General features: G+C 60.3%; 11 protein-coding genes. 3 read left to right on the forward strand and 8 right to left on the reverse strand.

Annotation, left to right across the window (positions count from 1 at the left end):
• Positions 1 to 169: 169 nt before the first annotated feature.
• Complete coding sequence (locus TU79_RS17380) at positions 170 to 1,492, forward strand: putative porin (protein WP_057009137.1); 1,323 nt, start codon at positions 170 to 172, stop codon at positions 1,490 to 1,492.
• Positions 1,493 to 1,500: 8 nt separating this feature from the next.
• On the opposite strand, the gene TU79_RS17385 is transcribed toward TU79_RS17380, so the two are convergent.
• The 7 genes from TU79_RS17385 to aceK form a co-directional block, all read right to left on the reverse strand.
• Complete coding sequence (locus TU79_RS17385; protein WP_057009138.1) at positions 1,501 to 1,734, reverse strand: anti-sigma factor family protein; 234 nt, start codon at positions 1,732 to 1,734, stop codon at positions 1,501 to 1,503.
• Positions 1,728 to 2,342 carry an RNA polymerase sigma factor gene (locus TU79_RS17390; protein ID WP_057009139.1) on the reverse strand — a complete coding sequence of 205 codons (615 nt, stop codon included), beginning with the start codon at positions 2,340 to 2,342 and terminating at the stop codon, positions 1,728 to 1,730. Before TU79_RS17390 ends, TU79_RS17385 begins: the two co-directional genes overlap by 7 nt.
• Before the next feature lie 55 nt (positions 2,343 to 2,397).
• Positions 2,398 to 3,519: a beta-ketoacyl-ACP synthase III gene (locus TU79_RS17395; RefSeq protein WP_057009140.1), complete on the reverse strand. Its 1,122-nt coding sequence runs from the start codon at positions 3,517 to 3,519 to the stop codon at positions 2,398 to 2,400.
• A gap of 435 nt (positions 3,520 to 3,954) precedes the next feature.
• Positions 3,955 to 7,866 carry an ATP-dependent RNA helicase HrpA gene (gene hrpA, locus TU79_RS17400; RefSeq protein ID WP_057009141.1) on the reverse strand — a complete coding sequence of 1,304 codons (3,912 nt, stop codon included), beginning with the start codon at positions 7,864 to 7,866 and terminating at the stop codon, positions 3,955 to 3,957.
• A 77-nt stretch (positions 7,867 to 7,943) separates the two neighbouring features.
• On the reverse strand, positions 7,944 to 8,522 hold the full coding sequence (locus TU79_RS17405; protein ID WP_057009142.1) for a DUF4276 family protein: 579 nt from the start codon (positions 8,520 to 8,522) through the stop codon (positions 7,944 to 7,946).
• A complete protein-coding gene (locus TU79_RS17410; RefSeq protein WP_057009256.1) occupies positions 8,519 to 9,706 on the reverse strand; it encodes an AAA family ATPase in 1,188 nt (395 codons plus the stop codon). The genes TU79_RS17405 and TU79_RS17410 overlap by 4 nt, the downstream gene beginning before the upstream one ends.
• A gap of 101 nt (positions 9,707 to 9,807) precedes the next feature.
• Positions 9,808 to 11,517, reverse strand: a complete 1,710-nt coding sequence (aceK, locus tag TU79_RS17415; RefSeq protein WP_139136752.1) for a bifunctional isocitrate dehydrogenase kinase/phosphatase — start codon at positions 11,515 to 11,517, stop codon at positions 9,808 to 9,810.
• A 162-nt stretch (positions 11,518 to 11,679) separates the two neighbouring features.
• Here aceK and TU79_RS17420 point away from each other — a divergent pair, with 162 nt between their 5' ends.
• A complete protein-coding gene (locus TU79_RS17420) occupies positions 11,680 to 12,579 on the forward strand; it encodes a DMT family transporter (protein WP_057009144.1) in 900 nt (299 codons plus the stop codon).
• Between the two features lie 53 nt (positions 12,580 to 12,632).
• A complete protein-coding gene (locus TU79_RS17425) occupies positions 12,633 to 14,198 on the forward strand; it encodes a methyl-accepting chemotaxis protein (protein ID WP_057009145.1) in 1,566 nt (521 codons plus the stop codon).
• 100 nt (positions 14,199 to 14,298) lie between these two features.
• Here the strand turns inward: TU79_RS17425 and TU79_RS17430 are convergent, their stop codons facing one another.
• On the reverse strand, positions 14,299 to 14,991 hold the full coding sequence (locus TU79_RS17430; RefSeq protein WP_057009146.1) for an alpha/beta family hydrolase: 693 nt from the start codon (positions 14,989 to 14,991) through the stop codon (positions 14,299 to 14,301).
• Between the last annotated feature and the right edge of the window lie 166 nt (positions 14,992 to 15,157).

Consider the following 15,157-nt stretch of genomic DNA (forward strand, 5'->3'; position numbering starts at 1 on the left):
TTGTCATCAAGATGAAATCACATAGCCACCACTCCGTCATAAACGGAAGTGATACTGACCGAGTTTTTTAGAGCATCTGATTCTAACCAAATAGCCATTTTTGCCGTCCGTCATCGGGCGTTCGTGTCCTGGAGGGTCTATTCCCTCCTCCTCACTTTCGGAGATTGATATGCGTCTTGCTTCCACCAAAACTGCGGCGGTCCTGTGCGGCGGCCTGTTACTGGCCCTGAGCGTGCCGGCCAGCGCCGCAGTCGACGCTAAATTGCTCGACATGCTCAAGGCCAACGGCCAGATCACTGCGGCGCAGTACGCCGAACTGCAAACCGAACTCGCCAAGGATCAGAAAGAACAGCAGATCGCGCGGCAAGCTCAGCAAGAGAGCAACGAACAGATCGCCGCCACCGCGAAAAAGACCAATGACCTGAGCACGTTCGACCAGAAGCTGGCCTGGGCCGCCAAGACTCAGTTCAAGGGCGACGTGCGGTTCCGTCAGGAAACCATCAAGATCGACGGCGAGCCCAACAACGGCGGGCGTGACAAGGACCGTCAACGGATCCGTGCGCGCCTGGGCGCCTACACCGAGATCAACCCGCAAGTGGACACCGGCATCCGTATCGCCACCGGTGGTGGCGACGATGCGCGCTCCACCAACCAGGACCAGGACGGTTATTTCAACAAAAAATCGATCTGGCTGGACCTCGGCTACATCGACTACCACCCGGACCAGATCAAGAACCTGCACGTGATCGGCGGCAAGATGCTGCAACCGTGGGTGAGCATGGGCGACGTGATCTGGGACAGCGACATCAACCCCGAAGGCCTGGCAGTCACCTACAAATACCCATTGGGCAGCAGCGCCGAACTGTTCGGCAGCCTGGGCAACTACAACCTCAAAGACAACGTGGACGGCGACGGCGTGCAGTTTCGCCACGACCTGCGCCTGACGTCCGGCCAGCTGGGTACGCGCTTCTCGATCACCGACAATCTGAAAATGACCCTGGGCGGCAGCGTCTACGCCTACCAGAACGACCGCGACAGCCGCTGCACAACCACCACGACGCCTTGCGCACTGGCGGTCAACGGTAACTCGGCCGACAACGAATTCCGCCTGTACGAAGGCTTCGCCCAGGCCGACATCGGCGGCCTGGCCGTGCCTCTGGCGTTCTACGGTCAGTATGTGAAAAACAACGATGCCGTGACCGATCAGGACACCGCATGGCTGGTGGGGGCCAAGTCGAAGGTGTTCGGTTTCAACCTGGACTACAACTACCGCGATGTTCAACGTAACGCGGTGGTCGGCGCCTTCACCGACTCGGACTTCGCCAACGGTACCACCGGCTCGCGCGGTCACAAGATGAAGGTCAGCTACGACATCGACAAGAACTTCGCCCTCGGTGCCACGTACTTCCTGACCAAGGCCGACTTCGCCAGCCGTACGCAGCGTGATGCCAACACCAACACCCTGCAGCTGGATGCTGAAGCCAAGTTCTGATAACTCCGCTACCCGCCCTTGCGCCGCTCGGCAGCCAGCCGTTCGGCCAGGGCATCCACTTCTGGCACCGGTGCCTGCGGCATCCTCTTGAGCATCGCCTGCATCAGGCGCATTTGACGGATAAAGCGGCGGCAGTTGGGGCAGAACATCAAGTGATGACGCACCAGCAGACGCTCGCGAAAGGTCAGTTGCCCATCGAGGTAATCACTGGAGCGTGCCACTTGTTCTTTACAGGTCAACATTCTCCCGTTTCCTCAAAATGTTCCACCGCGGCGAACACCTTCAGCCGCGCTCGGTGCAGAAGCACACGGACATTCGAGAGCGAGAGTGTCAAAAGATTACAGATTTCTTCCAATTCCAGGCCCTGGCGCTCGCGCAGCACCAGTACGCTGCTTTGCAAGTCCGACAAACTCAATAACGTATGCTCCAGGCAATTGCGCAATTCATCTTCGCTCAACAAGGCTTCCGGGGTGTCCTGATGCCAGGCATACGGGGCGACGGCCCAGTGGCCATCATCGGGGGAGAAGCGCTCTGCGCCAATCGTGCCATGGGGCGAAGGCAGATCGTCGAGCAGCACTTCCCGACGGTTCTGCTTGTAGCGGCCCTTGGCGGCGTTGGCCGTGATGGTCAGCAACCAGGTCTTGAGACTGGACCGCCCCTCGAATTTGCCGAGGTTGCGCACCACCGACAGCCAGGCGTCCTGCACCACTTCATCGGCGTGGCGCTGGCCAACGATGGCATACGCCACGACGCGCATGGCGCTCTGGTAGGCGGTGACCAGTTCCTTATAGGCCTGCTGCTCTCCCTTGAGCAGGCGTTCAAGCAGGTGCGCGTCGTCCGCTGCTGCCATTCAAGACCTCGACATTCCGGATAAAACCGCTCCAATCACGCCTGCAAGCAGAGGATCAGCACTTGCGCAGGATCACGCTGCCGATCGAATAGCCGGCGCCAAAGGAGCTGAGCACGGCGACAGAGCCCTTGGCCAGGTCGTCCTGGTTTTTGTGAAACGCAATCACCGAGCCTGCGGAGCTGGTGTTGGCGTAGGTATCGAGAATCACCGGCGCTTCTTCCACCGTGGCTTCGCGGCCCAATAGCTTCTTCACGATCAGGTGGTTCATGCTCAGGTTGGCCTGGTGCAGCCAGAAGCGTTTCACGTCGCTCACGTTCAACTGGTTCTCTTCCAGGTGCGCGCCGATCAGCTCGGCCACCATCGGGCACACATCGCGGAACACCTTGCGGCCTTCCTGCACGAACAGCTTGTCCGGCGCGCCGATGCCTTCTTCGGCGGCGCGGTTGAGAAAGCCGAAGTTGTTGCGGATGGTGTTGGAGAACGTGGTCAGCAGCTTGGTGCTGACCACCTCGAACTGATGCTCGGAGGTGGCAAGGTCGGCGCGCTCCAGCAGCACGGCGGTGGCCGCGTCGCCGAAGATGAAGTGGCTGTCGCGGTCACGGAAATTCAGGTGGCCGGTGCAGACTTCCGGATTGACCATCAGGATCGCCCGGGCCTGACCCAGCTTGATGCTGTTGGCGGCGTTCTGGATACCGAAAGTGGCCGAGGAACACGCCACGTTCATGTCAAAGCCGAAGCCTTCGATGCCCAGGGCTTCCTGCACTTCAATGGCGATGGCCGGGTAGGCGCGTTGCAGGTTGGAACAGGCGACGATCACGCCGTCGATATCGGCGGCAGTCCTGCCTGCACGCTGCAGCGCCTGTTCGGCGGCGGCGACGGCCATCTGGCAGAGCACCGACCACTCGTCATTGCTGCGCTCGGGCAGGCGCGGCGCCATGCGTTGCGGGTCAAGGATGCCCTCCTTGTCCATCACAAAGCGACTCTTGATACCCGATGCTTTCTCGATGAAGGCCGCGCTGGACTCGGTCAGCGCCTGCACCTCGCCGCGCTCGATGGCGGCAGCGTTGTCGATGTTGAACTGATGCACGTAAGCATTGAAAGACTGCACCAGCTCTTCGTTGGAGATGCTGTTGGCCGGGGTGTACAGGCCAGTGCCGCTGATGACGACGTTATGCACGGTCGTTCCTCTGGATAGGTCAGGCAGAAGGTATTGGCACTTTAGTACCAAACTGTAAGTCGTTTGATTCCATCCAGTGGCATCAAACTGGCATCGCTTTATTCCATCGCGTCGCAGCCCTTGCGACGATCCCGGCATTTATGGGCGCGAAGTTTGCCACAAACCCGGGGTTTTGGCGCCACCTCTCAGACAAGCGCTGTTTTAAAGGCGGGAGGCTCCGCCTTGGCGCTGTCGCGCAACAAACTGGTGAGCGGGCGTGTTGAGGGAGCGGGCTTGTTGTGGCGAGCGGGCTTGCCCCGCGTTGGGCTGCGCAGCAGCCCCAAAACCATACTCTGCGCAGTGTCAGGTAAACCGAGTTTTGCTTGATTGGGGGCGCTTCGCACCCCAACGCGGGGCAAGCCCGCTCGCCACAGAGGGTCATGTGCACTCGGCGGATCAGGGCTCTACCTGGCTCCACTGCTTGCTCAGGCGCTTGTCGGAGATCGGTACTTTGGTCCCCAGTTGCTGCGCAAACAGCGACACCCGGTATTCCTCCAGCCACCAGCGGTAGAGTGTCAGCTGCGGGTCGCGCTTGCCTTCCTGGGCGTGTTTCTTCAGACGATTCTCATACTGCGTCCACAACCCGCCCAGCTCGGTGCTCCACACGCGATCCTTTTGCACCTGGCCCGGCAATTTCTCCAGGCGTTGCTCGATGGCCTTGAGGTAACGCGGCAGCTCCTTGAACCATTGTGCCGGGGTTTCCCGCACAAACCCCGGGTACACCAGGTGGCTTAGCTGCTGCTTGATATCGTTCAGCGCCACCGCCTGGGTCAGATCGATCTTGCCCTTGAAGCGCTTTTGCAGGCCATGCCAGAGTTTCAGCACCTCCAGGGTCAGGCGTGCCAGGCGTTCGGCGTGTTCAGTCCAACCGCCACGTGTACGCTCGGCCAACGCGGCCAACCCGGCACCGTCGCGCGGCAGGCTGTTTTCACCTTCCAGTACGCAGCTGTCGAGGCTCGCCAGCAGGATGTCTTCGACCAGCGCGTCGATGCGCCCCAGGTCACGGTACATCAGGCCCAGCTCGGTCAGGCCGGGCAGTTTGTCGCGCAGGAATTTCGCCGGCTCCGCCAACTGTTGCAGGAGCAGACGCTGCAACGCGCGGCGATGCTGAAACTCGGCCTCGACAGCCGTCGAGAAGCGCCCCTCCTTGACCGTGCCGCTCTCCTCCACCAGCGCCGGATACACCGTCATCGACAGGCCGGCGATCTGCTGCCGGGTTTTCTCGGCCACCGCCGCGAACGCCCTGGCCTGCACCGGTTCCTGACTTTTTGCGGTCTGCGGCACGGCCAACGCGGCCTGGCTGGCTTCGGCGAAACGTGCGGTCAGCTCGGCCAGGTCGCGGCCTTCGCCGAGGAACTTGCCTTGCCCGTCGACCACTTCCAGGTTCATCCTCAGGTGGCTTTCCACCTGCTGCGCCGCCTCGGCCCAGGCGTCATCGCTGACCCGCGCGCCGGTCATGCGCAACAGTTCGCGCCCCAGCGCCTGGGGCAGCGAGCCGTTGCCGAATTCAATGCGCTGCAGCGCGGCCTTGACGAAATCCGGCACCGGCACAAAGTTCTTGCGCAGCGCCTTGGGCAGGTTGCGCACCAGGGCAATGCACTTGGCCTCGATCACCCCCGGCACCAGCCACTCCAGGCGCTCCGGCGGCAAGGCCGGCAACAATGGCGCCGGCACGCGCAGGGTCACACCGTCGCGCGGGTGGTTGGGTTCGAAGTGATAACTCAAGGCCAGGGCCAGGTCGCCCAGGTGCAGGGTGTCCGGGTAATGCGCGGCAGTGACCTCACTGGCCTCGCGGGCCAGCACGTCTTCCTCACGCATGATCAGCAGTTGCGGGTCTTTCTGGCTGTTGATTTTGTACCAGCTGTCGAAGGTGGCGGTCTGATGAATCTCTGCCGGCAGCCGCGCATCGTAGAACGCGTACAGGGTTTCTTCATCGGCCAGAATGTCACGACGGCGCGCCTTGGCTTCCAGCTCGTCGAGCTGTTCCAGCAGTTGCTGGTTGGCGCTCAGGCACCTGGCCCGCGACTGGATCTCGCCACGCACCAGGCCCTCACGGATAAACAGCTCGCGCGACACCACCGGGTCAATCGGCCCGTAATGCACCGGCCGGCGCCCGACCACGATCAGCCCGAACAGGGTGATCTGCTCGAACGCCACCACCTGGCCGCGCTTCTTCTCCCAGTGCGGTTCAAAGTGGTTTTTCTTGATCAGGTGCCCGGCCAGCGGTTCGATCCAATCGGCGTCGATCTTGGCGACCATGCGCGCATACAGCTTGGTGGTCTCCACCAGCTCGGCGGTCATCAGCCATTGCGGGCGCTTTTTGCCGATGCCCGACGACGGGTGAATCCAGAAACGCCGCTGACGCGCACCGAGGTAGTCGCCGTCTTCGGTCTTCTGCCCGATCTGGCTGAGCAGGCCCACCAGCACCGCCTTGTGCAGCTTGGGGTAGTCGGCCGGTTCTTTGTTGAGGGTCAACTGCAGGTCGCGGCAGATCAGGCTCAACTGGCGATGGGAATCGCGCCATTCGCGCAGGCGCAGGTAGTTGAGGAAGTGCTTGCGACACCAGTTGCGCAACGGGCTGGCAGTCAATGCCTGGCGCTGCTCTTCAAAGCCGCGCCACAGATTGACCAGCCCGGCGAAGTCCGAATCCGGGTCCTTCCACTGGGCATGGGCCTGGTCGGCGGCCTGCTGACGCTCTGGCGGGCGCTCGCGCGGGTCCTGGATCGACATGGCGCTGGCCACGATCAACACTTCCTGCAGACTGCCGAGTTTGGCGGCTTCGAGCAGCATGCGGCCCATGCGCGGGTCCACCGGCAGGCGCGCCAGTTGGCGGCCCAGCGGCGTGAGCTGGCTGTTGCGATCCACCGCCGACAGCTCCTGCAGCAGGTTGAACCCGTCGCTGATCGCCTTGCCGTCCGGCGGCTCGATAAACGGGAAGTCGGTGATTTCGCCCAGGCGCAGGTGCAGCATCTGCAGGATCACGGCGGCAAGGTTGGTGCGCAGAATTTCGGGGTCGGTAAATTCCGGCCGGCCGATAAAGTCTTCTTCGCTGTACAGCCGTATGCAGATACCCGGCTCGACCCGCCCGCAGCGGCCTTTACGCTGGTTGGCGCTGGCTTGGGAAATCGCCTCGATTGGCAGGCGTTGCACCTTGGCGCGGTAGCTGTAGCGGCTGATGCGCGCGGTGCCGCTGTCGATCACATAACGGATGCCCGGCACGGTCAGCGAAGTTTCCGCGACGTTGGTCGCCAGCACCACGCGCCGCCCCGGGTGGGACTGGAAAATGCGCTGCTGTTCGGCCGGCGACAGACGCGCGTACAGCGGCAAAATTTCGGTGTGCTTGAGCTGAGCCTTGCGCAGCATCTCGGCGGCGTCGCGAATTTCGCGCTCGCCGGGCAAAAACACCAGCACATCGCCGGGGCTGCGCCGTTCGCTGCGCTCGTAGGCGGCAATTTCATCCAGCGTGGCAAGAATCGCCTGGTCGACGGTCAGGTCGTCCTCGACGCGGTTGCCCTCCTCGTCCTGCTCCAGGGTCAGCGGCCGGTACCAGGTGTCCACCGGGAAGGTGCGGCCCGAGACTTCGACAATCGGCGCGTCGTCGAAGTGTTTGGAGAAACGCTCCAGGTCGATGGTCGCCGAGGTGATGATGACTTTCAGGTCCGGACGGCGCGGCAGCAGGGTTTTCAGGTAGCCGAGCAGAAAGTCGATGTTCAGGCTGCGTTCGTGGGCTTCGTCGACGATGATTGTGTCGTAGCGTTCCAGGTAGCGGTCGTTCTGGGTTTCCGCCAGCAGGATGCCGTCGGTCATCAGCTTGATCAAGGTATTGGAATCGCTCTGGTCTTCGAAGCGCACCTGATAGCCGACCAACGCGCCCAACGGTGTGGCCAGTTCTTCGGCAACCCGGCTGGCCACACTGCGCGCAGCGATCCGGCGTGGCTGGGTGTGGCCGATCAGGCCGTACTGGCCGCGACCGATCTCCAGGCAGATTTTCGGCAACTGGGTGGTTTTGCCCGAGCCGGTCTCGCCGGCAATGATCAGCACCTGATGCTTGTTCAACGCGGCCTTGATTTCATCGCGCTTGGCGGCAATCGGCAGGCTGTCGTCGTAGCGAATCACCGGCAGGCTGGCGCGCCGCGCGGTCACCTGGGCGCAGGACGCCTGCATGCGCGTCACCCACTGCGCCAGTTTCTCCTCATCGGGTTTCTTGCGCAGCTCAAGCAACTGCCGCCGCAAGCGGTGGCGGTCGGCGAGCATGGCGTGATCGAGGTTTTTCAGCAGTTGGTCGATAGCGGGCGCTTGGTCAGTCATCAGGTACGTAAAGGTCTTCATCTGAAAGTGGCGGATCGGATTAATGCTAACTTATAAAACCGGGAATATATTGACCCTCAAAGAGCAAGAAGCTCACGCTCTAAACGTTTGATACCCTGAACAAGATTCCGAAAGCTATCAGACCGTGCATTATCAATATCAAGGTAGCGGCCGATTTCACGAGAACTTCCTATTTTTTCGTATTTTTGCCGGCTTAAAACTTTAAGTTCATGGCTGGGCGAAATCAAATAATCGGGATTTCTAAACTTTGCGACATGCTGTTTATTACTGAGTCCCTTGAGACCCAAGGCCGTTTCGACCGCTTTAAGATCTGCCAGATAAAACGTTTCAAGCTCACGGCATGCCAAACGCACCAAACTCGCCTTTCCACGACCAGAAGCATGGCACTTCTCGATCAATCGAGCTTTTAAATTAATACAATCGGGATCGCTATCCTGATCACGCATGACAAGAAAACGCGCGTATTCGTTCATATACCCTTTCATTCTCATGACCATACGCTTTTCGAGGTCTTGCTTGCCTTCAAAGGCAATCAACCTGAATTCGATTTTTTCGTCCAGCACTCTAGGAAGAAAACTTTCCAACATAACCTTGGCAGAGCGCTCTTCCAATAGAACAACCAACTCTCTTCTCATTGAGGGTCAGCTCCGTCGAAAAAACCCTGCTTCCATAAATACCCTAGTTGATCACCCTCTGCCATATAAGCGCATATTTGAGGATCATCTTTCGCTCTGCGCACTTGTGTCCCACCCTCTTTTTTCACAAGCCAACAAACCTCATCCAGTTCGGCCGCGTTCAAAAAGTCCGGAGAGTGAGTTGAAACCAGAACCTGGCCGCCTCGCAAGGCATAACCTCGAAACTCTTCAGCCAACTCCTGCATCAACGTTGGATAAAGCTGGTTTTCCGGTTCCTCGACACATAGCAGCGGGTGAGGCGCTGGATCATGAAGCAGCACCATATATGCAAACATCTTGATGGTACCGTCCGAGACATAACGGTCCAAAAACGGGGTCTTGAATGCGCCGTCCTGAAACCTTAACGTCAAGTAGCCATCGGCCGTCAACAACGGTTCAATTGTCTTTACGCCGGGGACTCGCCTGGACATCGTCTCAAGTATTTTCTTGAATTGCTCTGGATGCTGCTCGTACATATACCGAGCGACCAATGGAAGATTATCCCCAGATTCAGATAAATGCTCGGAATCCCCAGAAGGTTCTTTCCTGCCACGAGCAGAGCTAATATGAAAGTCGGAAACATGCCACTGTTCGATCAACTGCCTGAACGCATTAGCGGCTTTGAATTTTTCAAACTGCCCCAGGCCCTTGATTGCTAAAGTATCTGATGCAACCGATTGGTACTCACGATCCAGCTCTTCATCCGAGCGCTGAAAATCTTCTTCATTGGTGATTGCAAAACCCTGACCATTTTCAAAATCAAGAAAACGATAAGGGCTCCCATAACGCCCGCGCTTATAACGAAGAATTTCACGTTTGACGTAAGGAATATTATTTCGATCACCGATTTCCAGTGAATAAGTAACCAGACGATTAACACCCGCGATCGGCATTCGATACTGAATCTCTATCAGTATCGTCTCTCCATCACTGTCTCGACTGAGCACTTCACGAAAACGTCCACGACTGTCCAATGCTTGCCTGACATTCCCCTTCAAACAATCGTGTAAAAATCCGAACACATCAAAAAGCGAAGTCTTGCCAGCACCATTCGCACCTACGACAATCAAGAACGGAGGAATATCTTTTAAATGTACGTCACGAAAGACTTTAAAATTTTTTAACCGAATTGATTCGATTTTCATTGATACCTCGACCATCCGAGCTGTCGTGTGATGAATAGTCAGGCATTGTCACAGACCGCAAAAATAATTGCCAATCATCCCCTACTTCGGCTGTTCCGGCGCTATTCAGCGTCGATTTTCCTGCGCCGGTACGGAAACACATCGATAACCTTGCCCTCGCCAATAGCCTGCTGCAGCCCTTTCCAGTAGTCGGCATCGTACAGCTCGCCATGCAGCTCATCGAACAGCGTGCGCTGGCCGGCATCGGCGAACAGGAACGGCGGGAATTCCTCCGGGAACACGTCCAGCGCGCCGATGGAATACCAGGGCTCGCAGGCCATTTCATCCTCGGGGGTGCGCGGCGCGGGGATGTGGCGAAAGTTGGCTTCGGTGAGAAAGCAGATTTCGTCGTAGTCGTAGAACACCACACGACCGTGGCGGGTGACGCCGAAGTTCTTGAGCAGCATGTCGCCGGGGAAGATATTCGCCGCCGCCAGTTGCTTGATCGCCAGGCCGTAGTCGTCCAGGGCTTCGCGCACCTGGGCGGGGTTGGCGCGTTCCAGGTAGAGGTTGAGCGGGGTCATGCGCCGCTCGGTCCAGCAGTGGCGAATCAGCACCGTGTCGCCTTGCACCTCAACGGTACCGGCGGCCACCTCAAGCAGTTCGGCCAGGCAATCGGGTTCGAACTTGCTCAGCGGGAAGCGGAAATCGGCGAACTCCTGGGTATCGGCCATGCGCCCGACGCGGTCGACGCTTTTGACCAGGCGGTATTTCTCGATGACCGTGGCGCGGTTGACGTTCTTCGACGGTGAGAATCGGTCCTTGATGATCTTGAACACGGTGTTGAAGCCCGGCAGCGTGAACACGCTCATGACCATCCCACGCACACCGGGGGCCATGATAAAGCGGTCATCGGTAGTCGCCAGATGCGTGATCAGCGCGCGATAGAACTCCGATTTGCCGTGCTTGTAGAAACCGATGGAGGTGTACAGCTCGGCGATGTGCTTGCCCGGCAGGATGCGCCGCAGAAAGCCGACGAAATCGGCCGGCACCGGCACATCGACCATGAAGTAGGAACGGGTGAACGAGAAGATGATCGACACCTGTGCTTCGTCGGTGATCAGCGCATCGATCTGGATGCCACGCCCTTCGCGGTGCAGCAGCGGGATCACCAGCGGCCATTGTTCGTCGGGGGTGTAAATGCGCCCCACCAGATACGCACCCTTGTTGCGGTAAAGCACCGAGGAAAACAGCTCGACGTTCAGGTTCGGGTCCTTGCAGACCCAGTCCGGCAGGCTCTCGCGCAACTGCGCCTGGAGGCGGCGCACGTCGCCGGGCAGGTCGGCGTAGGGCTCGCTGAAGCAAAAGTCGGCGAAGATCCGCGCCAGCAGGTCCGACAGGTTCCCGGCCGGCGTGTAAAGGCGGGTCTGCGCCGCCCTCGCCTGGCGCTGGCTTGGCCGCGTGGTGTGGATGAACATGCAGGCGTCGCTGATCAGGTCATGGCTGAAGAGGCCGCAGAAGATCGAGTTGTACCAGGTCTCGGCCAGCTCATCGTCGACGCGCAGGTCGATCAGGCCGATGTAGGCGCTCTTCACCTGCGGCCAATTGCTGCTCTGCAACAACACAGCACTGTCGAAGCGTGCCCGCAGGCGCGCCGTCACTTCGGCGACCTTTTCATCATACAGGTTGATCCGCGCCGCCGACGCCGCCTGCCCCTGCTGCCACTGGGCCTTTTCGAAACGCTCACGGGCGCCGTCGGTGATCCGGCGAAAGTGCTCACGGTAATCGTCGAAGCCTTCAAGCAGGGTGCGGGCAAGGGCAAGGGCAGACATGGGAGAACCTCGAACGGGCATCGGCGAGCCCTGAGCTTAGCTATTCAACGAGGTTCAGGAGAAGACTTCAAACGCAGGTGGCGCCGGTTCTTCGTTTAAAGCGATTGTGTCAGGCAAGCCGGTGGGCAACACTCGCGGCCTTACTCAAGGTAGGAATGTGCTGTGAGACCTGTCGACACCCTGTACCTCCTGGGCCTGGCCGCCATCTGGGGCGCGAGCTTTCTGTTCATGCGCATCATCGCGCCGGAAATCGGCAGCGTGCCAACCGCGTTTTTCCGTGTGTCGATCGCCGCTGCCGGCCTGCTGGTGATCCTCGCACTGATGCGCGTGCGCTGGGACTTCCAGGGCAAGTTCAAAATCGTGCTGCTGCTGGGCGTGATCAACTCCGGGATCCCCGCCACGATGTACTCGGTGGCCGCCCAGGTACTGCCGGCGGGCTACTCGGCGATCTTCAACGCCACCACGCCGCTGATGGGCGTGCTGATCGGCGGTCTGTTCTTCAGCGAACGCCTGACCCCCTCGAAATTCGCCGGGGTGTGCCTGGGCCTGTTCGGCGTGGGTGTGCTGACCCGCGCCGGCCCGGTGGCGTTTGACCTGCCCTTGTTGATGGGCGCGCTGGCGTGCCTATTGGCGACCACCTGCTACGGATTTGCCGGGTTTCTGGCGCGGCGCTGGCTGGATCGCCAGGGCGGGCTGGACAGCCGTCTGTCGGCATTGGGCAGCATGCTCGGCGCCACCCTGTTTCTGTTGCCGCTGTTCGCCTACAGCGCCATCAGCCATCCCCCGGCGAGCTGGGGTGGCTGGCAGGTGTGGACGTCGCTGCTGGGATTGGGGCTGATGTGCACGGCGTTTGCCTACGTCCTGTACTTCCGTCTGCTGACCGCCATCGGCCCGGTGAGATCGATGACCACGACCTTTTTGATCCCGCCGTTCGGCGTGCTGTGGGGCGCGCTGCTGCTGGATGAGCCGTTGTCGATGGCCCACCTGTATGGCGGCGTGTTGATTGGCGGGGCGTTGTGGATGGTACTGCGACCACCGCGGATTGTTGCAAAAACAAGCTAAATAAACCCCTGATACGGCCGATAACCCCCGAAAGCCTCACGGATTGAACTGCCATGCGTAATAACCAGCCCGTTACCCAGCGCGAACGTACCTTCCCTGCCCAGCAACGGTTGATCTCCACCACGGATGCCAAAGGGGTTATCACCTACTGCAACGACGCTTTCGTCGAAATCAGTGGGTTCAGCCATGACGAACTGATGCGCGCACCGCACAACCTGGTGCGTCACCCGGACGTTCCGGCGGCCGTCTTTGCACACATGTGGACGACGCTCAAACAAGGCCTGCCATGGATGGGCATCGTCAAGAACCGCTGCAAGAGCGGTGATCACTATTGGGTCAACGCCTATGTGACGCCGGTCTTCGATGGCAATCAGGTGATCGGCTACGAGTCGGTGCGCGTCAAGCCCACCGCCGAGCAGATCCGCCGGGCCGAAGTGCTTTATCAACGTATCAACCAGGGCAAGTCGGCGATTCCCCGGCGCGACAAATGGCTGCCGGTGGTGCAGGACTGGCTGCCGTTCATTCTGGTGAGCCAGTTGAGCTTCATGATCGGTGCATCGCTCAATTCCCATTGGGGTTTTGCCCTGGCGGCAGGGTTGTCGGTGCCGTTGGGCCTGCTGGGCCTGCGCTGGCAGCAGCGCGGCCTCAAGCGCTTGCTGCGCCTGGCCGAGCAGACCACCTCCGATCCATTGATCGCGCAGATGTACACCGACAGCCGTGGCGCCCAGGCGCGTCTGGAAATGTCGATCCTCAGCCAGGAAGCCCGTCTGAAGACCTGTCTTACGCGCTTGCAGGACACTGCCGAACACTTGAACGCCCAGGCGTTGCAATCCAACACCTACGCGCACAACAGCTCCAGCGGCCTGGAACGCCAGCGCGTGGAAACCGAGCAAGTGGCCACGGCGGTCAACCAGATGGCGGCGACCACTCAGGAAGTGGCCAGCCACGTGCAGCGCACGGCGGACGCGACCCAGGAAGCCAATCGCCTGACCGGTCGCGGTCGCGACATCGCCGGCGAAACCCGCGAGGCAATTCAGCGGCTGTCGGTGGCGGTGGGCGAAACAGGCGTGACCGTGACCCAACTGGCCAAGGACAGCGATGAAATCGGCGGCGTGGTCGACGTGATCAAGGGCATTGCCGACCAGACCAACCTGCTGGCACTGAACGCCGCCATCGAAGCGGCGCGTGCCGGCGAGATGGGCCGGGGGTTTGCCGTGGTGGCGGACGAAGTACGCCAACTGGCGCAGCGCACCACCGAGTCCACCGGGCAGATCCATGCCCTGATCGCCAAGCTGCAACAGACCGCCAACGCCGCCGTGCAGACCATGGACGCCGGGCGCCGCCAGGCCGAAGAAGGCGTGGCGCGGGTGACGGAAGCGGACCAGGCATTGGTGGGCATCAGCGAGGCGGTGGCGCACATCACCGACATGACCACTCAGATCGCCGCAGCGACCGAGGAGCAAAGCTCGGTGGCCGAGGAGATCAGCCGCAATATCAGCACCATTGCGTTGCTGGCGGACCAGACCTCGGAGCAGGCGATGAACTCGGCGCAGTTGAGCGAAGAGCTGACCCATACAGCCAATTCCCAGTATTCGCTGGTGGAGCGTTTCAACCGGTAATCGCTATCGGGAGCAAGCCCCCTCCCACCTTTGATTGGGTTCACACATTTGTATGGGTGAACACGGTAAAGGTGGGAGGGGGCTTGCTCCCGATGGGGCCCTAACAGCCACCGAGAAACTCAGCCACCTTCACCGCCGCAGCCTCCAGATGCTGCTCATGATTGAACCCCGACGCCTTCAACGGCTTCAAGTCATGGTCCGCCGCCGCCAGCCACCTCACCTCGATGCTCGGCGACAACGCATACCCCTCCACCGCCGCCCGATTGCCCAGCGCATCACGCTCCCCCTGCACGATCAAGCTCGGCGCCTTCAACCCCGCCAAATGCTCGACCCGTGGTTTCTCCGGTTTGCCCACCGCATGGAACGGATACCCCAGACACACCAACCCGTCGGCCGCCAACTCATCGGCGAGCAAACTGGCCATGCGCCCGCCCATGGACTTGCCGCCAATCGCCAGTTTGCCGGCGACATGACGTCGCACTTCGGCATACACCTCACGCCAGGCCTCCAGCAGTTTCGGCGCCGGGTTCGGCGGACGTTTGCCGCCGTCCAGCCGACGCTGGGCCATGTAGGGAAACTCGAAGCGCACTACGTTGACGCCCTGCCCGGCAAGCCGTGCAGCCATGTCGTTCATGAATCCGGAGTCCATCGGCGCGCCGGCGCCATGGGCCAGAATCAAGGTGACCGCCTCACCTGACGTGCCGCGAGCGGCGGCATCCCACAACCAGCCGCGTTCGCGCACACATTGTGCCCACTGATCCCCGTCAATACCTGCCTTGTGCTGTTTGCCCACGCTTGCCTCCCTATTCAATCGGTCTGTCGCTCATGAACATTACAGTAAGTACCGCCTGTCACCCCAAGGAGGCCCCACAACACTGCTCCTGCAACGCCAGGTTTGCGTGCAGGACAGGCCTGAAAATATTCCTGTCCACTTGATCAGCTTTAAATTCAGGATAATA

The sequence above is a fragment of the Pseudomonas trivialis genome (assembly GCF_001439805.1).
GTDB classification, from domain to species: Bacteria; Pseudomonadota; Gammaproteobacteria; order Pseudomonadales; family Pseudomonadaceae; genus Aquipseudomonas; species Aquipseudomonas trivialis.